General features: G+C 72.2%; 17 protein-coding genes and 1 pseudogene. 6 read left to right on the plus strand and 12 right to left on the minus strand.

Features of this window, described 5'->3' with window-relative positions:
- Positions 1-82: 82 nt before the first annotated feature.
- The 3 genes from AC3RJ6_RS04110 to AC3RJ6_RS04120 all read right to left on the minus strand — a co-directional run bounded on the left by AC3RJ6_RS04110 (position 83) and on the right by AC3RJ6_RS04120 (position 5,607).
- The gene (locus AC3RJ6_RS04110; protein WP_491425596.1) at positions 83-3,010 is read right to left on the minus strand and encodes a GH32 C-terminal domain-containing protein; all 2,928 of its coding nucleotides are present in this window, start codon (positions 3,008-3,010) and stop codon (positions 83-85) included.
- Between the two features lie 548 nt (positions 3,011-3,558).
- The gene (locus AC3RJ6_RS04115) at positions 3,559-4,602 is read right to left on the minus strand and encodes a PfkB family carbohydrate kinase (RefSeq protein ID WP_491425597.1); all 1,044 of its coding nucleotides are present in this window, start codon (positions 4,600-4,602) and stop codon (positions 3,559-3,561) included.
- Positions 4,603-4,605: 3 nt separating this feature from the next.
- Positions 4,606-5,607, minus strand: coding sequence for a LacI family DNA-binding transcriptional regulator (locus tag AC3RJ6_RS04120; RefSeq protein ID WP_491425598.1), 1,002 nt, complete (start codon positions 5,605-5,607; stop codon positions 4,606-4,608).
- A 171-nt stretch (positions 5,608-5,778) separates the two neighbouring features.
- Between AC3RJ6_RS04120 and AC3RJ6_RS04125 the strand changes: the two genes are divergently transcribed.
- The 4 genes from AC3RJ6_RS04125 (at position 5,779) to AC3RJ6_RS04140 (ending at position 9,263) form a co-directional block, all read left to right on the plus strand.
- Complete coding sequence (locus AC3RJ6_RS04125) at positions 5,779-6,873, plus strand: substrate-binding domain-containing protein (protein ID WP_491425599.1); 1,095 nt, start codon at positions 5,779-5,781, stop codon at positions 6,871-6,873.
- Between the two features lie 151 nt (positions 6,874-7,024).
- Positions 7,025-8,101 carry an ABC transporter permease gene (locus AC3RJ6_RS04130; RefSeq protein ID WP_491425600.1) on the plus strand — a complete coding sequence of 359 codons (1,077 nt, stop codon included), beginning with the start codon at positions 7,025-7,027 and terminating at the stop codon, positions 8,099-8,101.
- Positions 8,098-8,892 carry an ATP-binding cassette domain-containing protein gene (locus AC3RJ6_RS04135; protein WP_491425601.1) on the plus strand — a complete coding sequence of 265 codons (795 nt, stop codon included), beginning with the start codon at positions 8,098-8,100 and terminating at the stop codon, positions 8,890-8,892. Before AC3RJ6_RS04130 ends, AC3RJ6_RS04135 begins: the two co-directional genes overlap by 4 nt.
- A gap of 29 nt (positions 8,893-8,921) precedes the next feature.
- The gene (locus AC3RJ6_RS04140) at positions 8,922-9,263 is read left to right on the plus strand and encodes a putative quinol monooxygenase (protein ID WP_491425602.1); all 342 of its coding nucleotides are present in this window, start codon (positions 8,922-8,924) and stop codon (positions 9,261-9,263) included.
- Positions 9,264-9,410: 147 nt separating this feature from the next.
- On the opposite strand, the pseudogene AC3RJ6_RS04145 reads toward AC3RJ6_RS04140, so the two are convergent.
- A pseudogene (locus AC3RJ6_RS04145) lies at positions 9,411-9,710 on the minus strand (DUF7882 family protein); the annotation flags it as partial.
- A 118-nt stretch (positions 9,711-9,828) separates the two neighbouring features.
- Between AC3RJ6_RS04145 and AC3RJ6_RS04150 the strand changes: the two are divergent.
- Entirely contained in the window at positions 9,829-10,875 is a 1,047-nt protein-coding gene (locus tag AC3RJ6_RS04150) for an aldo/keto reductase (protein ID WP_491425603.1), read from the plus strand.
- Between the two features lie 196 nt (positions 10,876-11,071).
- Here the strand turns inward: AC3RJ6_RS04150 and AC3RJ6_RS04155 are convergent, their stop codons facing one another.
- From AC3RJ6_RS04155 to AC3RJ6_RS04180, 6 genes are all read right to left on the minus strand, one after another.
- Positions 11,072-11,587 (minus strand): hypothetical protein, encoded by a 516-nt coding sequence (locus AC3RJ6_RS04155; RefSeq protein WP_491425604.1) that lies wholly within the window; start codon positions 11,585-11,587, stop codon positions 11,072-11,074.
- A gap of 156 nt (positions 11,588-11,743) precedes the next feature.
- Positions 11,744-13,270, minus strand: a complete 1,527-nt coding sequence (locus AC3RJ6_RS04160; RefSeq protein ID WP_491425605.1) for an aldehyde dehydrogenase family protein — start codon at positions 13,268-13,270, stop codon at positions 11,744-11,746.
- Complete coding sequence (locus tag AC3RJ6_RS04165) at positions 13,267-14,436, minus strand: M20 family metallopeptidase (RefSeq protein WP_491426225.1); 1,170 nt, start codon at positions 14,434-14,436, stop codon at positions 13,267-13,269. The genes AC3RJ6_RS04160 and AC3RJ6_RS04165 overlap by 4 nt, the downstream gene beginning before the upstream one ends.
- Before the next feature lie 49 nt (positions 14,437-14,485).
- Positions 14,486-15,172, minus strand: a complete 687-nt coding sequence (locus AC3RJ6_RS04170; RefSeq protein WP_491425606.1) for a DUF1028 domain-containing protein — start codon at positions 15,170-15,172, stop codon at positions 14,486-14,488.
- Positions 15,169-15,633, minus strand: coding sequence for a RidA family protein (locus AC3RJ6_RS04175; protein WP_491425607.1), 465 nt, complete (start codon positions 15,631-15,633; stop codon positions 15,169-15,171). Before AC3RJ6_RS04175 ends, AC3RJ6_RS04170 begins: the two co-directional genes overlap by 4 nt.
- Positions 15,630-17,021, minus strand: a complete 1,392-nt coding sequence (locus AC3RJ6_RS04180) for a flavin-containing monooxygenase (protein WP_491425608.1) — start codon at positions 17,019-17,021, stop codon at positions 15,630-15,632. The genes AC3RJ6_RS04175 and AC3RJ6_RS04180 overlap by 4 nt, the downstream gene beginning before the upstream one ends.
- 118 nt (positions 17,022-17,139) lie before the next feature.
- Here AC3RJ6_RS04180 and AC3RJ6_RS04185 point away from each other — a divergent pair, with 118 nt between their 5' ends.
- Positions 17,140-18,063: a LysR substrate-binding domain-containing protein gene (locus tag AC3RJ6_RS04185; protein ID WP_491425609.1), complete on the plus strand. Its 924-nt coding sequence runs from the start codon at positions 17,140-17,142 to the stop codon at positions 18,061-18,063.
- Positions 18,064-18,323: 260 nt separating this feature from the next.
- On the opposite strand, the gene AC3RJ6_RS04190 is transcribed toward AC3RJ6_RS04185, so the two are convergent.
- Positions 18,324-20,357 (minus strand): primary-amine oxidase, encoded by a 2,034-nt coding sequence (locus AC3RJ6_RS04190; RefSeq protein ID WP_491425610.1) that lies wholly within the window; start codon positions 20,355-20,357, stop codon positions 18,324-18,326.
- Positions 20,354-21,865, minus strand: a complete 1,512-nt coding sequence (locus AC3RJ6_RS04195; protein ID WP_491425611.1) for an APC family permease — start codon at positions 21,863-21,865, stop codon at positions 20,354-20,356. Before AC3RJ6_RS04195 ends, AC3RJ6_RS04190 begins: the two co-directional genes overlap by 4 nt.
- Between the last annotated feature and the right edge of the window lie 82 nt (positions 21,866-21,947).

Genomic DNA, 21,947 nt, shown 5'->3' on the forward strand with positions numbered 1-21,947 from the left:
CGAGCAGACCGCCGCCCGCGCGCGGGCGGGCACGACGGAGGGGCGGGGCGCCCGGTCAGCACGACGGGCGCCCCACCCGGTCTCATCCGGCGACGCGCACCGTGATCGCGCCGCCGTCGGTGACGCCCGCGGAGTTCTCGAGCTCGACCGCGTAGCGGTGCTCGCCCGGTGCGGCATCCTCGATCGTGAACTCCACGACCCGCTCGGCGTCGCCGCCGCGGTAGGCCCGGTCGATCACGCGTCCGCCCTCGAGCAGCCGCACGACCGTGGTCGGCTGGCCCTTGCCGGTCTTCACCTTGACGTCGAAGTCGCCGTCGGCATCGGGGCCGCGGCGCGGCCCGGTGAGCGCCGTCACCTCGGCGGCGGGCGGAGCCGCGGTCGCGTCGTCGGCCCCGGCCTCCTTCCACATCGCGCCGTTGAGGGGCGTCACCGTGAGCGACTCGAGCGTCGCGTCGCCGCCGTCGGCGAAGAGTCCGATGCGGTCGGCCCCGGCGTTCGGGAAGACCTGGTCGGTGATCGTCGTGCGCCCGTCGCCCGTGAACACCTCGACCGAAGCGCGGTCGACCCAGACGGTGAGCGCGATGCGTCCATCGGCGAGCGGCACGGCGACGTCGTCGATCGACGCGAAGCCCGGGTGGAACCCGGTGACTCCCGAGTCGCGGCGGTCGACGAAGAGCCGGTCCGATCGCGTGTCGTAGCCGATGCGCGTCGCCGACTCGTCGTCGCCGAGCACCGTCAGCCCCGCGGCATCCGCGTCGCCCGGATCGATGACGGCGTCGATGCGCACCCGGTCGCCGGCGATCGGCAGGGTCTCGTCGCCCGAGCCGATCGCCCGGCCGCCGGCGGCACCCGCGGGGTCGGTGTAGACGCGGTCGGCCTGCTCGAGCTGCGCGAACTCGGGCACCACCTGCTGCGTCAGGCGCGGACCCTTCGGGGTGCTGACGAGCGCGACCTCGCGGGGGAGCGCCATGGCGCTGCGCCATGAACCCGTGGGGATGTCCTGCGCGTAGTCCCAGTCGTTCATCCAGCCGAGCATCACGCGACGCCCGTCGGGGGCGCCGTTGAACGACACCGTCGCGTAGTAGTCGCGACCCCAGTCGAGCCAGTCGTACCCCTCGATGCGCGGCGTGGCCGCGGCATCCGAGAACATCACCTGGTCGACGAGCACGTGGCCCCAGCCCGACCGGTTGTTGTCCACGACGCGAATGGATGCCTCGTGGCCGGCGAACTCCGAGACGTCCCAGCTGCGCCAGTCGAGGCCCTCGCTGTTCGTGCCGGTCGCCGAGCGCACGACCTCGCCGTCGACGATGAGGTTGACCGTCGTCTCATCCGAGCGCACGATCGCGGGTTCGGCGCCGAGCACGAAGTGGTCGGCCGTGAGGTGCCCCCAGCCGCCGGTGGCGGCGTCGTGCACGCGCAGCCTCGCTTCGCGGCCGGCGAACTCGGCGACGTCCCAGCTGCGCCAGTTCAGCGCGCCCGCCTCGGGGCCGGTCGCCGACCGCACGACCTCGCCGTCGACGACGAGCTGCACCTCGAGCGACCCGTCGGTGCGCTTGCCGCCGCCGAGCAGGAAGCTCAGGTGGTCGTCTCCCGGCTCGATCGTGAACGCGGGGGAGGTGAGGTCGCCGACGTTGTCGTCGCCCTTCGGGCCGCCCTCCCACGTGTTGACGCGCTTCGCGCCGAGGAAGTACTCGCCGCCCGCCGTCGACGGGTTGCGGGCCGGGTCGATCGCGAAGTCGCCCGTGACCTGCCAGCCGCTGTCGGCGAGCGTCGTGCCGTCGGGCAGCTCGAAGTCGAAGAGCGTGCGGCCGGCGGGCGGCTCGTTGCCGAGCTGGGCACCGTCGACGTGCGGGTGGTTGCCGCCGCCGACGAGCAGGTTCACGTAGTCGCTCTCGACGGTGAACGTCGGCGACTCGAGGGTGCCGACCGGCCAGTCGCCGTCGTTGAAGCCGTTGACGAGGCCCGCGCCGATGGAGCCCGACACCGGGTTCTGCCCCGGCAGGGTGCCGGCCGCGGGCGCATCGCCCCACGGGCCGTTCTTCCAGTTGCCGGGTTCGTTGCCCACCGTCCAGTCGCCGTAGGTGCCCCCGTCGAAGCCCGCGAAGAGCGTGCCCTCGGGCAGCTGGTCGGCACTCACCGTGCTCTCGGAGGTGAAGGTCGTGCCGTCGAAGTCGCCGACGAAGTACTGGCCGCCCGAGCCGCCGTTCGGTGCTCCGGGGTTGAGGTTCACGACGAGCACCCACTTGGTGTTCGCGGGGTCGCCGTCGACGGCGAGCGGGAAGAGGTCGGGGCACTCCCAGATGCCGCCCGTGGCGTTCGCGGGGCCGAAGGTGCTGAGCTGCGTCCAGGTCTTGAGGTCGTCGCTGCGCGAGAGGATCACCTGGTAGCTCGTCGCCTCGACGGCGGCCATCACCCAGTACGACTCGCCCGAGTCGGGGTTCGTGTAGCGGAACACCTTCGGGTCGCGGAAGTTCGCCGAGTCGCGGTCGTAGACCGGGTTGCCCTCGTACTTCGTCCAGGTCTGCCCGTGGTCGAGCGAGTAGGCGAGCGACTGCGCCTGCTCGCCCGCGTGGGTCGGGTGGGCGCCCGTGTAGGCGCTCGTGTAGATCGCGACGAGCGGCGGGTTGTCGGCCGTGCCGAACCCGGTCGTGTTCTGCTCGTCGACGACGACCGAACCCGAGAAGATGTCCTCGATCGCGGTGCCCGACTCGTCGAAGGTCTGGGGGATGGCGAGCGGCTGCTCCTCCCAGTGCACGAGGTCGCTGCTCGTCGCGTGGCCCCAGCTCATGTTGCCCCAGCGGGTGCCCTTCGGGTTGTGCTGGAAGAACAGGTGCCAGGTGCCGTTCTCGTAGACGAGGCCGTTGGGGTCGTTCATCCAGTTGCGTTCGGGCGAGAAGTGCAGGTACGGCCGGTACTGCTCGCTCGCGGGGTCGGGTGCCTCATCGGCCAGTGCCGGCGCGGCGGCGGCGAGCGTGCAGCCCGCCGCAGTCACGGCCGCGACTGCGGCCAAACGGAGTCTTGATACCGTCGTCATCGATCGAATCGCCCTTCATTGCGCGGAATTCGTCACCGAAGTGACATCGTTGTCAGGTTCGACGCGGGCGATGCTACGCAGTGTCGACCGGACAATGCAAGCGCGTGTGGACACGTGCCGTGGTGGGTAGCCCGCTCACCCCGCGTCGCGCGAGACCGCCCGGGGCACGGCGCCGTCGCAGAAGTGAGGCTCGCGGCGATCATCGCACCCTGCATCTCGCCGGGGACATGCGGTGTACCCGCGCCGTGGGTCTCGAACGACTACTCGGAGTTCCTCGCCCCGGCGGAGCGAGCGGAGGCAGGGCCAGCGCCCGTCCTGTTCCGCGCCATCGACCGTATTACAGGAACATAGGGGGCCGATGCCCCTGCGTGCGGTGGGCATCGGCCCTATGTTCCTGCAATACTCGCGGGTGCTGCCGCTCGGCTCCTCCCGTTTCGCGTGGTGGGAGTGGCGACGCGTGCGGTGGCGGGCGACCTGCGCGGTGGGGCGTGTCGGTTCCTTGAGACCGGGGGAGGAGGTGCGGCTCAGCTGCCGAACGAGTCGGCCGCGCCGACCGTGTGCGGCACGCGCAGCAGCGCACCCTCGTGGCGCACCGTCGCGGCCGCGATCGTCATCGCGGCATTGAGCGCGAGCGACCAGGATGCCTCGTCGCGGGGCAGTCCGCGCGTGCCGATGTGGTGCGCGACGGCCGAGAGTGTCGCGTCGCCGGCGCCCATCGTGTCGACGACGGGGCCCGGCAGCGGCACGATGCCGGCGTGCACGTGCAGGTCGCCGTGGTGCACAGCGGCCCCGTCTCGGCCGGCGGTCGCGAGCACGGCGAGGGGGCGCAGGCGTCGGCGCCCGGCATCGGGATCGCCGGTTGCCGGGACTGCGTCGGCATCGGGATCGCCGGGCGCCGGGGTCGCGTCGGCTCCACCCGCCGACGGGCGCGGGGGCGCGCCGCGCAGCCGGTCGACGAACGCGTCGAGGCTCGTGCCGAGCAGGAGGTCGGCGTCTTCGTCGCCGACCTTCACGAGGAGCGCGCGAGCGGCGACCGCCTCGAACGCCGCGGTGAAGCCGGCGCGGTCGCGCAGCATGCCGGCGCGCGGGTTGCCGTCGACGACGAGCCGCTGCTCGGGGCGGCCGATCGCGTCGACGAGCGACGCGACCTGCCCGGCGTCGTCGAACGGGAAGCAGCTCACGACCACGAGGTCGGCGTCGTCGATCGCGGCGAGCGTCGCCGGGTCGAAGCGCAGCGCGCGGTGCCGGGCGGCCTCGTTGAACTCGTAGCGGGGCTCGCCGTCGCGCCGGTCGGAGATCGCTCGCGACGAGCCGTGCGGCGACGGGCTCGCCACGAGTCGCACGCCGTAGTCGTCGAGGTAGGCGCGGATGCGCCGCCCCGGCTCGTCGTCGCCGACCATGGCGACGAGGGTGACCTCGTCGCCGAGCAGCGCGAGCCCGACGGCCACGTTGAGGGCGGCTCCGCCGACGAACTCGCGCGCGCCGGTCGGGTCGCGCAGCTCGTCGATGAGCGCGTCGCCGATGACGGCCACGCGCGTGCGATGCGCCTCGGGGCGCTGCGTCGGCACGGGTCAGCCCTCTCTCGGCGCGATCTCGCCGCTGCCGCGCTCGATGAGCTCGGTCGCGACGACGGTGCGCGCCGCGGGGGAGTCGTCGCCGTCGAGGCGCGCGAAGATGCGCTCCGCCGCGACCCGGCCGATCGCGTACGGCTGCTGCGCGACGACGGTCACGCCCGGCTCCAGCAGGTCGGCGAGCGGCACGTCGTCGAAGCCGACGAGCGCGGTGTCGCGGTGCCGGCCGAGCTCGCGCAGCGCGCGGATCACGCCGATCGTGACGAGGTTCTGGCTCGAGAAGATCGCCGTCGGCGGGTCGGGCTGCGCGAAGAGGGCGAGCGTCGCGGCGCGCGCCGACGCCTCGTCGTGCAGCTCGTCGACCATGGGCAGGTCGCGCGTGGCGACGCCCGCGCGGCCGAGCTCCTCGAGGTAGCCGCGACGTCGTTCGCGCGCCGTCTGGATGCGCGTGCGGTCACCGAGGTAGGCGATGCGGCGGTGGCCGCGCTCGATGAGGTGCCGGGTCGCGGCGGCGGCGCCGTCGGCGTTGTCGCTCACGACGACGTCGGAGGAGAGGCCGGCCGGCTCGCGGTCGACGAAGACGATCGGGGTGCCGCGGCGCTGCTCGGGCGCGAGGTACGCCTGGCTGTCGGAGACCGTCGTGAGGATCAGCCCGTCGACCCGTCGCCGCAGGAACGCCGACACGGTGGCCTGCTCGCGATCGGGGTCGTCGTCGAGGCTCGACGCGAAGACCGCGACGCCGCGGCCGAGCGCGACGTCTTCGACGGCGCGGTGCACGGCTCCCGAGAACGGGTTGTCGACGCTGCCGACGAGGAGGCCGAGCGTGCGGGTGCGGCCGTCGGCGCGACGCAGGTTGCCGGCGTGCAGATCGGGCTGGTAGTCGAGCGTTCGGGCGGCTTCGCGCACCTTCGCGATCGTCGCGGGGCTCACGTTCGGTTCGCCGTTGATGACCCGCGAGACGGTCTTGATGCCGACGCCCGCGAGGGCGGCGACGTGGCGCATGGTGGGCCTGGAGCGCGGGCCCGCTTCACTCGACGGCTCTGACAACGGTGTCACGATTCTGTCTCCAATGTGCTCGTTGGACTTGACTATACACAGGGTGATCGACTAGACCTACCTTTGACATCGTTGTCAGGAGGACAACGGGTCCCCCACACCAGAGGAGATTCATCGATGAATCACGCAGCAACCGGCGGGCTCCGCCGACGACTGATCGCCGGCGTCTCGATCACCGCCGCAGCCGCACTCGCCCTCACGGGCTGCGCGTCGGGCAACGGCTCGAGCGCGACGGGCGCCGACGACGAGATCGGCGTCTCGCTCATCGTGAAGACGACGACGAACCCGTTCTTCGTCGCCATGCAGGACGGCGCGAAGACCGCCGCCGACAAGCTCGGCGTCGACCTCACGCTCGCCGCGGGCAAGGAGGACGGCGACGAGGACACCCAGATCCAGGCGATCGAGAACGCGATCTCGAAGGGCGACGCCGGCATCCTGATCACCCCGAACGGTCCCGGCGTCGAGGACGCGCTCGTGAAGGCCCGCGACGCCGGCCTCTACGTGATCGCGCTCGACACTCCGCCCGCCGACCCCGAGGCCGCCGACATCACGTTCGCGACCGACAACTTCCTCGCCGGCCAGGAGATCGGCGAGTGGACCGCTGCGAAGCTCGACGGCGAGAAGGCGACGATCGCCATGATCGACCTCTTCGACGACAAGGTCGTCTCGGTCGACTGGGCCCGCGACCAGGGCTTCCTCGACGGCATGGGCATCGACCTCGCCGACGACCAGACGAACGGCGACGAGGACCCGACCGGCAGCTACTCGGGCGGCGACTACGAGATCGTCGGCAACGAGGCATCCCAGGGCGCCGAGGACGGCGGCCGCACCGCGGCCGAGACGCTGCTCTCGAAGAACCCCGACATCAACGTCGTCTACACGATCAACGAGCCCGCCGCGTACGGCGCGTACCAGGCGTTCAAGGCCGCCGGTGCGACCGACGACCTGATCGTCGTCTCGGTCGACGGCGGCTGCGCCGGCGTGCAGAACGTCGCCGACGGCGTGATCGGCGCGACGAGCCAGCAGTACCCGGTGAAGATGGCCGACCTCGGCGTGCAGGCGATCTTCGACCTCGTGAAGACCGGCGAGAAGCCCGAGACCACCGACGGCCTCGACTTCTTCAACACCGGCGTGGCCCTCGTCACCGACGACCCCCAGGACGGCGTCGAGTCGATCGACACCTCCGAGGCCGGCGAGATCTGCTGGGGCTGATCGCGCCAGCCGCCTGAACCCGGTGCGGGTCGGGTGACGGATGCTGCGGCATCCCGCTCCTCCCCGGCCCGCACCGACCGCCCGGGCGACGCCGCTCCGCGGCATCCCGCCCCTCGCACCACCGCACCGACCGACACGACGGAGTCTCAACGTGAGTCAGCACACCACCGAACCGGCGCCCGCGGCGCCGGCCCAGCCCACCAGCGGGCCGCCGACCTCGGCGCTCGACCTGGCCGAGGAGTTCCTCGACCGCTCCACGCCCCTCAGCCGCATCCGCAACGTCCTGCACCGATACCCGGCGATCAGCCCGGCGATCGTGCTCGTCATCGCGGTGATCGTCTTCGGACTGCTCAACGACCGGTTCCTGAACCCCGCGAACCTCTCGCTCATCACCCAGCAGGTCGCCGTCGTCGGCACCCTCGCCGTCGCGCAGACGCTCGTCATCCTCACCGCGGGCATCGACCTCTCGGTCGGTGCGGCCATGGTGCTGAGCTCGATGGTGATCGCGCAGACCAGCGTCAACCAGGGCGTGCCCGCCGTGATCGCGCTGGTGCTCGGCCTCGTCGTCGGGCTCGCCGCCGGCGCGCTCAACGGCGCGCTCGTCACCCGGCTCAAGCTGCCGCCCTTCATCGTCACACTCGGCACGCTCAGCATCTTCGTCGCGCTCACGCTGCTCTACTCGGGCGGCGCCACGGTGCGCGGCGGCGAGATGCCCGAGCTCCTCACCTGGACGGGCTCGACATTCGACATCGGCGGCGTCAACTTCACCGTCGGCGTGCTGCTCATGCTGCTGCTCTACGTGGTCGTCGCGCTCATCCTGTCGAAGACCGCCTGGGGCCGCCACGTCTACGCGGTCGGCGACGACCCCGAGGCCGCGCGCCTCGCCGGCATCAGCGTGAGCCGCGTGCTCATGAGCGTCTACCTCGCGGCCGGGGCGATCCTCGCGCTCGCCGCGTGGATCCAGATCGGACGCACCAACGCCGCCTCGCCGAACGCGGGCGCCGAGCTCAACCTCGACTCGATCACGGCCGTCGTCATCGGCGGCACGAGCCTCTTCGGCGGTCGCGGCACCGTGTGGGGCACCCTGCTCGGCGCGCTCATCGTCGGCGTGTTCCGCAACGGGCTCTCGCTCGCCGGGCTCGACGTGCTCTGGCAGACCTTCGCCGTCGGCGTGCTCATCATCGTGGCCGTCTCGGTCGACCAGTGGATTCGGAAGGTACGCAAATGACCACCGCAACGCCCGCCTCGTCGGGAACCCAGACGCGCACCCCGGTGCTGCAGGCCCGCCGCCTCGTGAAGACGTTCGGCCGGGTCGTCGGACTCGACGGCGTCAGCCTCGAGCTCTACCCCGGCGAGGTGCTCGCCGTCATCGGCGACAACGGCGCCGGCAAGTCGACGCTCATCAAGTGCCTCACGGGCGCCTACGTGCCCGACGAGGGCGAGCTGCTGCTCGACGGACAGCCCGTGCACTTCAAGCGCCCGCAGGACGCGCGCGCCGCCGGCATCGAGACGGTCTACCAGAACCTCGCCGTCTCGCCCGCGCTCGACGTCGCGTCGAACCTGTTCCTCGGTCGCGAGGTGCGCAAGAAGGGCATCCTCGGTTCGGTGTTCCGGGTCGTCGACCAGAAGGGCATGCGGCAGCAGGCGCGCGCGCAGCTCACCTCGCTCGGCATCTCGACCCTGCAGGACGTCACCGTGCCGGTCGAGAACCTCTCGGGCGGCCAGCGCCAGGCCGTCGCCGTCGCTCGCGCCGCGGCGTTCGGGTCGAAGGTCGTCGTGCTCGACGAGCCGACCGCCGCGCTCGGCGTGCGCGAGTCGAACCAGGTGCTCGAGCTCGTCAAGCGGCTGCGCGACCAGGGCATCCCCGTCATCCTCATCTCGCACAACATGCCGCACGTGTTCGAGGTGGCCGACCGCATCCACATCCAGCGGCTCGGCAAGCGCGCCGCGACGATCACGCCCGAGTCGCACTCGATGACCGATGCGGTCGCGATCATGACGGGGGCATCGCAGGGATGACGCGGGCGGATGCCGCTCGGGAGCGGCCGGTGCGGCTCATCGCCGAGTTCACCGCCCTGCCCGGGCGCGAGGAGGAGGTCGAGCGCCTCCTTCTCGCGCTCACCGACGACGTGCGACGCGAACCCGGATGCCTCGAGTTCACGCCGCACCGGGTCGCCGTGCCGCCCGTGCTCGACGCAGGCGCGACGGTCGCGGTGACGCCCGGCCCGGCGCCGGCGGGTCGCCGCTTCATCGTGACCGAGGCGTACCGGGATGCCGCGGCGTTCGCCGACCACCTCGCGGCGCCGTACGGGGCGGTGTTCAATGCCGCACTCGGCCCGCTCATCGAGGAGGACGGCTCGCAGCTCACGTTCGTGACGCAGCTCGCCTGACCCCGGTCGTCGAGAGTCGTGCGACGTGGGTCACGAGGCGGGCGAGGCGTCTTCTCTCGCGCGGTCGAGCTGCACCGAGCCGACGAGCTGGTGCACGTCGACGTCCGTACCCGGGGGCCGGTCGGGCACGACGGCGATCGACGATGTGTCGAGATGCTCGGGCACGAGCAGCACGCCGCCGGTCGAATTGGCCGACAGCATGAGGTCGTTGATCCACTCCTTGTTGAGCTCGGGGCGCTCGGGCGTCTCGAAGACGAACCGCAGCGGAATGGTCGGGTGCATCCAGACGGTCGACCGGCCGCGGGGCTGATCGTCGGGGTGCTGCCACGAGAGCGTGAAGCTCTCGCCACGGCGCAGCTTGGTGATGAGTGCAACCTTCAGATGGGCGAGTGCGCGATCCTCGATGCCGATAGGAGTCTGCGAGTCGCCGTAATACAGAGTTCCCATGCCGGGATGATAAACGGGAATCGGCACGAAATGCACCCCCTTCGGGGGGTGGTGCGAGGTCATGGCGTGGGCGGCCTCCAGTAGCGTCTCGGTGAACCCCATCATGCCGAGGAGCCCCATGCCCATCCCCGCCGACGACCCCCGACTCGTGACGCCGCACACGGCGGCTGCGACCCGCTACGACGACGTGCCGTTCCGCCGGGCGGGCGCGAGCGGCGTGCGACTTCCGCGCGTCTCGCTCGGGCTCTGGCAGAACTTCGGCCGCGATCGCTCGATCGCGAGCCAGCGGCGAATCATGCTGCACGCCTTCGACCGCGGCGTCGTGCACATCGACCTCGCGAACAACTACGGGCCGCCGTACGGCGCGGCCGAGACGACGTTCGGCAACGTGCTGGAGACCGACCTCGGGCGCTACCGCGACGAGCTCTTCGTCTCGACCAAGGCGGGCTACGACATGTGGCCGGGGCCGTACGGCGACGGCGGCTCGCGCAAGTACCTCGTCCGCTCGCTCGAGCAGAGCCTCACCCGCATGCGCACCGACCATGTCGACGTGTTCTACTCGCACCGCCCCGACCCCGAGACCCCGCTCGAAGAGACGATGCAGGCGCTCGTCGACATCGTGCGCAGCGGCAAGGCGCTGTACGTCGGCATCTCGAACTACCCGGCGCCGCTCGCGCGGCAGGCGTACGACCTGCTCGCGGGTGAGGGCGTGCGGATGCTGCTGCACCAGCCGCGCTATTCGCTGTTCGACCGTGCACCCGAGGCCGAGCTGTTTCCGCTGCTCACCGAGCTCGGGGTCGGCAGCGCCGTCTTCTCGCCGCTCGCGCAGGGCCTGCTGACCGCGAAGTACCTCGACGGCACGGTGCCCGCCGACTCGCGGGCGGCGAACAGCCGGTTCCTCGACGGCTCGGCGCTGACCGACGACTACCTGCGTCGCATCCGGGGCATCGACGGCGTCGCGAAGCAGGCCGGCCTCTCGATCCCGCAGCTCGCGGTCGCGTGGGTGCTGCACAACCCCGCCGTCACCACGGCGATCGTCGGCGCGTCGCGGCCCGAGCAGGTCGACGACGCGGTCGCCGCGAGCAAGGTCGAGCTCGCGCGCGAGGTCGTCGAGGCGCTCGAGGCGTTCGCGGCGCCGCCAGGGGAGACCACCGACGCGGACTGAGGCCGGCCGTCGGGTCGGAGACGAGCGGCGAGTCGATCGGGCCGCGGTGCCGCGGAATCTCCACGACGTCGGGGAGCCGCGGGTAGCCGGAGATACTCAATTGCTCCGATGCCGGTTGCGCCTCATCGATGAGGCGCAACCGGCAGAGGTCGGAACGACGACCCCGAGCCGCGACACCGCCCCGCCCGGAGCCCGCTCAGCGATGGCTGCGGCGCGCGGCGCGGCGTCGAACACCGCCGATCGCGAGCGCGAGCATCGCGACGCCGAACTCGGCCGCCGCGATCACGCCCGCGACCTCGTGCACGCCGGCCGTCGCCGACCCCGTGCCGACCCCGGCCGAGGCATCCGCGCCGATGGCCACCGCCGGCGCACCGTGGTGCCCGCCGACGCCCGCGCCCGAGAGGTGGATGACGAGCATCATGAGCGCCGCCACCGCCATGAGGCCCCATTCGCCCGTCGAGGGCAGGGCCGTGCGGCCGCGATGCAGCAGGCACGCAGCGCAGGCCGCGGCGAGCCCGAGCATGGCGAGCGAGCGCCAGTCGGGCGCGGCGACGGCGAGCCACAGGTGCATGCCGACGCAGAGCACCGCCACCGCGGTGATCGCCGCTCGCGCGGCCCACGCGGCCGGCGAGGTGGTCGTCCGCCGGGTGCGCGGCGCCGATACGTGCGCGTGGGCGGCGCGCGCTTCGGCGATGGCTGCGATGGTCGTCATGGGCGGCTCACGTCGTCGGATCAGGGAATCGGTGCAGTGGGCAGGCAGCCAGCCTCGCACCCGACGTCGCCGCGGTCTTGCCGGTGCCCGCGGCGACCTTGTTCGTTCCTGCACGAAGCGGGCGCACCGGCTCGGCGCGAGCGACGCGGCTCACGCTCACCCCCACTGGAACCACGTCGTCTTCCAGTCGGTGTAGTTGTCGAGCGCGTGGCGCGAGAGGTCGCGGCCGAAGCCCGACTGGCGGAACCCTCCGAACGGCGTCGTCAGCCCGAGCGCGTCGACCGTGTTGACCGAGACGGTGCCGGCGACGAGCCGCTCCGAGACGCGGTGCGCGCGGGCGAGGTCGGTGGTCCACAGCGACGCGGCGAGGCCGTAGTCGGTCGCGTTCGCGAGTCGCACCGCTTCGTCTTCGTCGTCGAACGGCAGCACCGCGACGAGCGGCCCGAAGACCTCGACCCGGTGCAGCTCGTGGTCGGCGCCGAGGCCGGTCACGATCGCCGGGCGCAGGTACGCGTCGGACCCCGTGATCGTCACGCGCTCGCCGCCTGACACGAGCGTGCCGTCGCCGGCTGCGAGGGCGATCGCCGCGCCGACCTCGTCGGCGTGCGCGCGGCTGATGAGGCTGCCGTTGCCGTCGGCACCCGCGAGCGGGTCGCTCGGCTCGTACGCGCGGGATGCCTCGGCCAGAAGTTGCACGAACGCGTCGTGCGCGCTGCGCTCGACGAGGATGCGCGAGTTCGCCGAGCACACCTGGCCCTGGTTGTAGAACGCGCCGAAGGCGGCCTTCGCGGCGGCGAGCTCGAGGTCGGCGTCGGCGAAGACGAGGTTCGAGCTCTTGCCCCCCGCCTCGAGCGCGACGCGCTTCATGTTCGAGGTGCCGGCGTCGACCATGAGCTGCTTGGCGACCGCGGTCGAGCCCGTGAACGCGAGCACGTCGATGCCGGGATGCCGCGCGATGCGCCCGCCGACGGTCGAGCCGCGACCCGGGACGACGTTGAGCACGCCCGCGGGGATGCCCGCCTCGAGCGCGAGGTCGGCGAGCCGCAGGGCAGTGAGCGAGGTCTCGGTCGCGGGCTTCAGCACGACCGAGTTGCCCGAGGCGAGGGCCGGGGCGAGCTTCCACCCGGCGATCTCGAGCGGGTAGTTCCACGGCACGATCGCGCCCACGACGCCGAGCGGCACCCGGCGCACGAGCGCGGTCGATCCGGGCGGGGTCGACGGGATCTCGTCGAACCGCTTGTCGGCCAGCTCGCCGTACCAGCGGAACGTCGCCGCGGCGCCCGGCACGTCGACGACCCGGGTCTGCGCGATCGGCTTGCCCGAGTCGAGCGTCTCGAGCAGGGCGAGCTCGTCGAGGTGCTCCATCATGAGGTCGGCGAGGCGCACGAGCACGCGCCCACGTTCGGCCGCGTCGGCGCGGCTCCAGCGGCCGTCGTCGAAGGCCCGGCGGGCGTGGTCGACCGCCACGTCGACGTCGCGCTCGGTGCCTGCGGCGAGCTCGCCCAGCTGCGTGAGCGAGCCCGGGCTGATCACGGGAAGGGTGCCGCCCTCCGCGGCATCCACCCGGCGGCCGTCGATGACGGCGCGGCCGTCGATGGCGAGTTCGCGGCTGCGTGCCGCCCAGTCGGTCGTGCCGCCCTCGGCGTCGGCGCGGTCGGAGGTGATGCTGTCGGTGGTGGTCATGATGCGTGCTCCCGGGTGTTCGAGGCGGGGGTGTTCGGGCTGGCGGCGTTCGCGGCGACGACGTCGATCGTGGTCCACGCCATGAGCACGGCCGCGTCGACGAGGGCGCGTTCGGCGGCGGCGCCGACGCACGCTGCCGCGAACTCCTTCTGGTGGTTGGTGTGCGGCAGCGAATCGACCCCGACGTAGGGGTGGATCGCCGGCACGACCTGCGACACGTTGCCCATGTCGGTCGAGGCGCGGTTCATGCGTCCGGCCACGAGCGGGTCGGCGAAGACGCGCCCGCGGTCGAGGGCGTTCGCCCGGTACGCCGCGAGCGCCCGCTCGTCGGTGCGGAACTCGGCGTACGGCTTCGACTCGGGGGTGATCGTGAGGCTCGCCCCCGACGCGAGCGCGCCCGCCTCGAAGCAGCGACGCACCCGCTCCTCGAGCACCTCGAGCTCGGCGAGCGTGTTCGCCCGCGTGTACCAGCGGCCCTCGGTGCGTTCGGGGATCGCGTTGGGCGCGAACCCGCCGAGGGTCTGGATGCCGTGCACCCTCGTGTCGGTGGGCAGCTGCTGGCGCAGCATCCCGATCGCGACCTGCGCGATGACGAACGCGTCGTTCGCGTTGACGCCCTCGTCGGGGTAGGCCGCCGCGTGCGCCGAGGCGCCGTCGTAGGCGACGTGGCTGTGCGAGACCGCGAACGGGCGCGCCTCGGCGACGTCGACGGGGCCGGGGTGCACCATCATCGCGAGGTCGAGGTCGCCGAACGCACCCGCCTCGATGAGCTCGATCTTGCCGCCGCCGCCCTCTTCGGCCGGCGTGCCGTACACCCGCACCGTGAGCCCGAGCTCGTCGGCCACCCGCGCGAGCGCGAGGCCGGCGCCGACCGCGCTCGCCGCGATGAGGTTGTGCCCGCACGCGTGCCCGAGGCCGGGCAGCGCGTCGTACTCGGCCATGATGCCGATCGTCACCGGGCCCGAGCCCGCCTCGGCGAGCAGCGCCGTCTCGAAGCCGAGGTAGGCGGGCGTCACCCGGAACCCGGCCGCGTCGAGCGCGTCGCCGACCCAGCCGGCGGCGCGGTGCTCCTGCCAGGCCGTCTCGGGGTGCGCGTGCAGCGTCTCCGAGAGGGCGATGAGCGAGGGGGATGCCTCGGCCACCGCCGCGTCGGCCGCGAGCTTCATCGCGGCGACGCGCCGGCTCGTCTCGGCGCGGAGGTCCTCGAGCACCGGCTCACTCATCTCCCGGCACTCCGTACGACGGCGCGGCCGACGGGTCGAGGGCGCGCGTGACGTAGTCGTCGCGCTGCGGCAGCCACACCTCGACGAGTCGCTCGAGCTCGCCGATCGGGTCGTCGTCGACCCAGTCGACGCGCAGGTCGGTGACCCGCCAGCCGTCGCCGCGCACGACCGAGAGACCGGCCGAATGGACGGGACCGGCTTCGCCGCCCGCGTCGATCGCTGCCCGCATCGCGGCGACGAGGCGCACCTCGAGGTCGCCCTCGCTCGCGAGGAACGCGTCGACCATCACCTGCGGGACCTCGGCCGAGGCGAGCATGTTGCCGCCCGCGGCGACCCCTTCGCCATGCGCTCCGGCGGCCTGCGCGTCGGCGAAGACGCCGAGCGCGCGCTGCCCCGAGTGCACCGCGGTGCGGCCCTCGGCGTCGACGACGAGCAGCTGCCGGAACTCGACGTGCTCGCGACCGTCGACGACCGCGGCGAGCGCCTCGGCGGCCGAGTCTCCGGCGGCGAGCCGCTCGAGCACGGCGGGCCCGAGCCGCGGGTCGGTCACGTTCTGCGAGTTGACGCCGCCGACCCCGTCGGCGAGGTGCACGCACCGGGCCGCGACCGCGGGCGACGACGAGCTGATCGCGGAGCCGATGGCACCCGAGGCATCCCTCGCGACGATCGAGAAGGTCATGCCGCGCCGCCCTCGGTGGCGGCATCCGTGCCGTCGGCCGCGGTGCGCGTGCCGCTGATGACGGCGGTCGCGTCGATCTCGACGAGCCATTCGGGGCGCGCGAGCGCGCTCACGACGAGCCCCGTCGACACCGGGAAGACGCCCTTGAGCCACCTGCCCATGACCCGGTAGACGGGCTCGCGGTAGCGCGGGTCGATGAGGTAGACGACGACCTTCACGATGTCGTCGAGCGACGACCCGGCCTCCTCGAGCAGCATCGCGATGTTCGCCATGGCCCGCTCGGCCTGCGCCTCGACGTCGCCGATGCCGACCGACTCGCGCGTCTCGAGGTCCTGCCCGATCTGGCCGCGCAGGTACACGACGCCGCCCGCGACGACGGCCTGGCAGAGGTCGTTGTCGAGGTTCTGCTCGGGGTAGGTGACCTTCGTGTTGAAGGGCCGGATGCGGGTGTGGGTGGTCAACGGAGGGCTCCTGTCGTGGTGAGGGCGTCGGCGGGTGCGGCGTCGGCGGTCGGCGCGGCTTCGGCGGCGGCATCCGCTTCGACGGTGCCTGCGGGTTCTGGGGCGGATGCCGCGTCGCCGGCGCTCGCAGCTGCCGACGCCGCCTCGTCGTAGGCGCGGTAGCTCTGCTGGATGCCGATCTGGTCGGCGAGGTACTTGGCGTCGTGCCACACGCCCCAGATGAAGCTCGAGCCGCGCCGCGACTGCCACGGCAGCCCGAGGAAGTAGACGCCCGGCTCGACCGAGACGCCGCGCTGGTGGCGGGGGCGACCCCGCTCGTCGAACGCGTCGACCTCGAGCCAGCCGTAGTCGACCGCGAAGCCGGTCGCCCACACGATCGAGGTGATGCCGGCCGCGGCGAGGTCGAGCTCGAGCACGGGGTCGGTCACGCACGCGGGGTCGGGGCCGAGCACGCGGGCCTCGGGCTCCTCGGGCAGGTCGAGCCCGTTGCGCTCGACGTAGGCGTCGGCCTCGTCGAGGAGCGACAGCAGGTTCGCGTCGCCCCGGGCGATGTTGGCCGCGAGGTCGGGGGCGAACCGCATGACGCCGTCGTCGTACGCCGCCGCGCGGCCCACGAGCGTGATGCCGTCGGCGGCGAGCTTGCGGAAGTCGACCGTGTGCCCGCCGTGCGCCCCGCTCACGGCGATCGTGACGTGCTCGGCGCCGGCCGCGGGCGCCGCGGCATCCCACTTGCCCAGCACGCCCAGCCACCAGCAGAAGTCGCGGTCGCGGTAGGCGCGCGGCGGGCGGTCGTGCGGGCCGACCGCGAGGTGCACCCGGCGGCCCGAGGCGCGCAGCTCGTCGGCGATCTGCACGCCCGACGAGCCGGCGCCGATCACGAGCACGCCGCCGTCGGGCAGCTGCTGCGGGTTGCGGTACCCGCTCGAGTGCAGCTGGTGCACCGGACTCGTCGCGGGCACGAGCTCGGGGATGACGGGCTTCTGGAAGGGGCCCGTCGCGGCGACGACGAAGCGGGCGCGGTACGAGCCGTCGGTCGTGTCGACGTCGAAGCCGGGCGCGCCCTCGCGTCGGCGCACCGAGCGCACCTCGACGCCCGTGCGCACGGGGGCGGCGATCATGCGCGCGTACTCGGTGAAGTACTCGGCGACGCGGTCCTTCGCCGCGAACGCGTCGGGGGAGAGACCCTCGAACTCGAGCCCCGGAAACCGGTCGTGCCAGGCCGGGCCGTTCGCGACGAGCGAGTCCCAGCGCCCGGTGCGCCAGCGTTCGGCGATGCGATCGCGCTCCAGCACCACGTGCGAGATTCCTCGCGCGCCCAGGTGCTCGCTCATCGCGATCCCCGCCTGGCCTGCGCCGACGACGACCACGTCGACCTCGTGACTCGACATCCCGAAACTCCATTCCGACCGGCGCCTTCACCGGTGGAATCAGGCTAGGAAAGGCCGTAGCATCTGTAAACCAGACAATGCTGAGGCAGTGCATCAGATCGATTGATACACTCGTCGCATGGCTCGACTCGGCCGATCAGACCTGACCCTCGTGCAGCTGCGGTACTTCGTCGCGGCCGCGACGAAGCGCTCGATGACCGAGGCCTCGGTCGACCTGCACGTCGCGCAGTCGGCCGTCTCGACCGCGATCGCGCAGCTCGAGCGCACGCTCGGCGTGCAGCTCTTCGTGCGCCAGCGCAGCAAGGGTCTCGCCCTCACCGAGGCCGGCGAGCAGCTGCTGCGCGACGCCCACTCGCTGCTCGCGCAGGTCGACGAGATGGCCGAAGCGGTGCGGGGTCACCACTACGACGTGCGCGGCACGCTGCGGCTCGCGTGCTTCGTGACCATCGCCCCGTTCGTGCTGCCCACGCTCATCTCGCGTGTCGAGGCCGAGCACCCGCACCTGCGCATCGAGGTCATCGAGGCCGACGCCGACGGCACCGTCGCGATGCTGCTCAACGGCTCGGTCGAGGCGGCGATCGCGTACGACTTCGGGCAGTTGCACGACCTCGCGTTCGACCACCTCTACTCGGCGCCGCCGCACGTGATCCTGCCGGCCGGGCACCCGCTCGCCGCACGCGAGCGCATCGAGCTCGCCGAGCTCGCCGGGCTCGACCTCGTGCTGCTCGACATGCCGCACTCGCGCGAGTACTTCCTCGGCATGCTGGCCGCGGCCGGGGTCGAACCGCAGATCCGCTACAGCTCGCGCAGCTACGAGACCGTGCGCTCGCTCGTCGCCCGCGGGCAGGGGTACTCGATCCTCAACCAGGTGCCGCGCTCGCCGCAGACCTACGACGGCGGAGAGCTCGCCGCCGTGCCGATCGCCGACGAGGTGCCACCGCTCGACGTGTGCCTCGTGCGGGTCGCCGGGGTGCGGCCGACGGCGCGGGCGCGGGTCGTCGCAAGCCTCGCGCGGGAGCTGTTCGGTGCGCCGCGGGCGTAGGACTCGACGTGGTCGGGTCGTCGAGGGTGCCGCGCGCGCACCGTTCGCCGGCGGGCGCTGGTGGCGGCATCCCGAGGCATCTGGGCGGATTCCCGTGCGCGGGTGGCGGCATCCCGAACGTATTACAGGAGCATGGGGCCGATGCCCCCGAATAGCGACCCCATCGGCCCCATGCTGCTGCAATTCGCAACGGCGTGGCGGGCCGGCGGGGGTGTACGCACCCCGCCGACCCACCGCTCGTGGCCCTCAGCCGTCGGCCGTCAGCAGTGGCAGGCGTCGCCCTCCGCACCGCAGTGCCCGGCGGCGGGCTGCGACGGCGGCACGTCGAGCGCCGGGTTCTGGTCGAAGAATCCCGTGGGCTTCAGCGTGAAGCCCGTGTAGTCGACGGGCATGATCGGCCAGTCCTCGACGCGCGGGTAGTGGGTGAGGCCGAAGCTGTGCCAGAGCACGACGTCTTCGCCGTCGATCGAGCGGTCGGCCGCGACGTACTCGGGCAGGCCCGGCGAGCCGATGCTCTGGTTCACGAAGTCGCCCGCGGGGTAGCGCTCGTCCTCGGCGAAGCGGGTGACCCACAGGTGCTCGGTCGCGAACGCCGCGCGGCGGCTGATCGACGAGTCGTCGGCCGCGGCGAGCGTCGGCTGGCCTTCGGGGAAGAGCGTGTACGCGACGGGCTCGCCGACGACGTTCGTCTTCTCGGTGTTGACGATCTCCCACACCCGGCCCACCGAGCCGTCGGCCTTGCGGCGCCCGTCGGCCTCGCTCGCGAGCACGCGCCGCGAACGGGTGAACGCGTTGCCGTGCGGGTTGCCCTCGCCCTTCGGCACGCGCTGCAGGTCGAGCTCGTGCACGGCGTTCGCGTCGCCGTCGACGGCCATGTCGAGCCGCGCGCAGAACAGGTGCTGGTGGTACGGCGCGGCGAGTCCGGGCGCGATCTGCGACGCGTACGGGTAGCCCTCGCCCGGGTAGCGCGCGGTGAACACGATGCCCGTCGCCTTCGCCTCGAACTCGATGGTGCCGTCGAGGTAGAAGTACCAGTAGAACCCGTAGTCGTAGTTGCCGACGGTCGTGAAGAAGCTCACGACGAGGCGGCGCTGGCGGCGGGTCGACTTGTGGCCGGCCCAGCCGTCGGTGTGCTTCCAGAGCAGGCCGAAATCCTCCTCGTGGATGCAGATCGCCTGCGGGATCTCGCGCGGGTTGCCGCAGTCGTCGGCGACGACGGGCGTCAGGTAGGTGATCTCGCCGAGGCAGTCGCAGCCGAGCTCGAGCGAGTTCGCGTCGCGGCCGACGAGGTACTCGCCCGTGTCGAAGTAGTTCTGCCACGACCGGTACGGCGCGGGGTCGCCGTACGGCACGACCATCTCGGCGATCGACGCGCGGTCGATGATCGAGCGGCGGCGCCCCCGGTCGTCGAACCCGATGCGGCTGAGCACGAGGCCCTCGCGCGCGTCGAAGCCGACGTGCAGGTCCCACTTCTGCCAGCTGAGCACGTTGCCGTCGAGCGTGAAGCTCGGCCCCTCGGGCTGGGTGATGACGAGCGGCTTGAGGTCGGTGCGCAGCGGGCCCGTGAGCTCGGGGTCCTCGAAGTTGCCGTTGTCGAGCGGGATCTCGGCGGGCCCGTCGTCGATGATGCGCACGACGCGGCGCTCGATCATGTCGACGAAGGCGACGAGCTGGTCGACCGGGTGGCCCCAGGCGTAGTCGCCGGGCTCGCGCTCGACGAACGCGAGGCCGCGCAGCAGGCGCTTGCCCTCCTCGCCGGGGTAGTCGAAGATGCCGGCCGAGAGCGGCGCGACGCGCACCCGCTCGGGCGTGAGTCCGCGCGAGGCGAGGGCGGCGATCCAGCCCTCGTCGGCGGCGAGGATCTCCTCGATCGCGTCGAACTCCTCGAGCAGCACGGGTGCCTGCCCCGCGACGGCCGGGTCGACCGCGACCGACGCGGTGATCGCGCCGGCGGTGAGGTCGAGCACGAGATCAGTGGTCTCGCCCGTCGCGGTGTCGAGCAGGATGACGCGGGCCTCGCGGTGCGGCGCCTCGCCATGCGGCGCGGTCCCGCTCGCGGCATCCCCGCTCGCCGCAAGCGCCGCCGCGACGAGTCGCTTCGCGGGCTCCTTGAGCGAGAGGTACGCGACGCGCACCGTCGCACCGAGCCGACCCTCGGCGACGAGCAGGTCGCGCGCGGCGAGGATCTCGTCGGCGCCGAGCGGGTCGAGCGGGTGCACCCGCCGCAGGGTCGGGGTGGCGAGGTCGGTCACTGTGTTCTCCGTATCCAGGTCGATCAGTGTGTTCGAGTTCATGAGGCGGTCTTCTCGAGGGCGTCGAGCTCGTCGATCACGTCGAGGTCGGCGGCCCGGTCGCGGCTGCGCTGCCACAGGTAGCCGACGATCGCGAGCAGGGCGATGACGACGAGGGTGCCGATCGTGAAGAGCTCGAAGGTCAGCCGGTCGACGCCCCAGACGTCGACGAAGTCGTAGTCGATGCCGAGGAGGGGTTCGAGCGTACCCGGGAAGACGGCGACCCACGAGCCCAGCAGCACCCACGCGTAGATGACCGCGAAGCACACCCACAGGCCGGCCTTGCCGCCCGGCACCCGGAACGGGCGCTCGACGTCGGCGTACTTGCGGCGCAGCACGACGACGGTCGGGAAGATCACGAGGTACGAGAGCAGCAGGGTCGAGATCGCGACGATGAGCACGATCGTGAAGATCGTCGCGGCGCTGCCCTCGAGCAGCACGGTCGCCGCGAGGCAGAAGACGGTCGCGACGATGCCGCTGAGCAGGTTCATGCGCACGGGGGTGCCGAGGCGCTCGGAGAACTTGCCGAAGTAGCGGAAGAACGCGCCGTCGGCGCCGGCGGCGGCCTGCACGCGGTCGGAGGCGATCATCCAGGCGCTCGCCTGCGTGAAGGCGATGAAGACGAAGAGCAGCGCGGCGACGGCCATCACCGGCTCGGATGCTCCGCCGTAGACCCGGAACACCTCGCGAAGGGCCTCGAGGAAGCCGCCGGCGCCCTCGATCTTGTCGGCCGGCACGACCGCGAGCAGCGCGAAGATCGGCACGAGGTAGCAGAGCATCGAGATCGTGCCCGAGGCGGCGATCGCGCGCGGCACGTCGCGCTGCGGGTTGCGCATCTCCTCGGCGGCGCCGTTCGGCGCCTCGAAGCCCACGACGGCGAAGAGGATGACGGGGGTCACGGCGAGGAAACCGGCCGTCGTCGGCGAGAAGTCGCCCGCGGCGAAGCCGTTGATGCCGTACTGCATGCCGTAGAGCACGACCGTGACGACGAAGATCGCCAGCAGGCCGACCTTGACGATCGCGCCGGCCGCGAGGATGTGCTTGCCGTAGTTCAGGCCGATCACGGCCGTCGCGATCGCGAGCCAGATGAACGCGATCTTGAACACGTAGTCGCCGATGCTGCCGGGGGCGAGCGGAGCGATGTACGCGTCCCAGGCCGCCGCCGAGATGAAGACGAGCGAACCGCCCATCCACAGCGGGTTGGTGATCCAGTAGAACATCGTCGCGACGGCCGCCGTCGCCTTGCCGAAGGCGAGGCGCACCCACACGAACGGGCCGCCCTCCTCGTGGAAGGCGCTGCCGAGCTCGGCGATGACGAGCGCGTACGGGAACAGGAAGGTGATGCCGATCACGAGCGTCCACGTGAACGCCTCGGCGCCGGCGCCCGCGATGAGGGCGATCGTGTCGATGGCGATGATCGCGCTGATCGACATCAGCACGATGTCGGCGCGGCCCAGCGTCTTGCGGAAGTGCTGGGCGCGGAAGTTCGAGGTCTCCAGTTGCACGCTCATCGAGGACTCCTCTGTCCGTCATGGCTCGGGGGATTCGCGGGCCGGCGACGCATCGTCGCGCCGGGTCGACCGATCGCGAGAC

The organism is Agromyces cucurbitae (genome assembly GCF_058349945.1).

Excerpts from the sequence above, each read along its gene's own strand:
- AC3RJ6_RS04120 (WP_491425598.1), bottom strand. The coding sequence starts at position 5,607 with ATGCGCCACGTCGCCGCCCTCGCGGGCGTCGGCATCAAGACCGTCTCG.
- AC3RJ6_RS04125 (WP_491425599.1), top strand. The coding sequence starts at position 5,779 with ATGAATCACGCAGCAACCGGCGGGCTCCGCCGACGACTGATCGCCGGC.
- AC3RJ6_RS04135 (WP_491425601.1), top strand. The coding sequence starts at position 8,098 with ATGACCACCGCAACGCCCGCCTCGTCGGGAACCCAGACGCGCACCCCG.
- AC3RJ6_RS04150 (WP_491425603.1), top strand. The coding sequence starts at position 9,829 with ATGCCCATCCCCGCCGACGACCCCCGACTCGTGACGCCGCACACGGCG.
- AC3RJ6_RS04155 (WP_491425604.1), bottom strand. The coding sequence starts at position 11,587 with ATGACGACCATCGCAGCCATCGCCGAAGCGCGCGCCGCCCACGCGCAC.
- AC3RJ6_RS04160 (WP_491425605.1), bottom strand. The coding sequence starts at position 13,270 with ATGACCACCACCGACAGCATCACCTCCGACCGCGCCGACGCCGAGGGC.
- AC3RJ6_RS04165 (WP_491426225.1), bottom strand. The coding sequence starts at position 14,436 with ATGAAGCTCGCGGCCGACGCGGCGGTGGCCGAGGCATCCCCCTCGCTC.
- AC3RJ6_RS04170 (WP_491425606.1), bottom strand. The coding sequence starts at position 15,172 with ATGACCTTCTCGATCGTCGCGAGGGATGCCTCGGGTGCCATCGGCTCC.
- AC3RJ6_RS04180 (WP_491425608.1), bottom strand. The coding sequence starts at position 17,021 with ATGTCGAGTCACGAGGTCGACGTGGTCGTCGTCGGCGCAGGCCAGGCG.
- AC3RJ6_RS04185 (WP_491425609.1), top strand. The coding sequence starts at position 17,140 with ATGGCTCGACTCGGCCGATCAGACCTGACCCTCGTGCAGCTGCGGTAC.
- AC3RJ6_RS04190 (WP_491425610.1), bottom strand. The coding sequence starts at position 20,357 with ATGAACTCGAACACACTGATCGACCTGGATACGGAGAACACAGTGACC.
- AC3RJ6_RS04195 (WP_491425611.1), bottom strand. The coding sequence starts at position 21,865 with ATGAGCGTGCAACTGGAGACCTCGAACTTCCGCGCCCAGCACTTCCGC.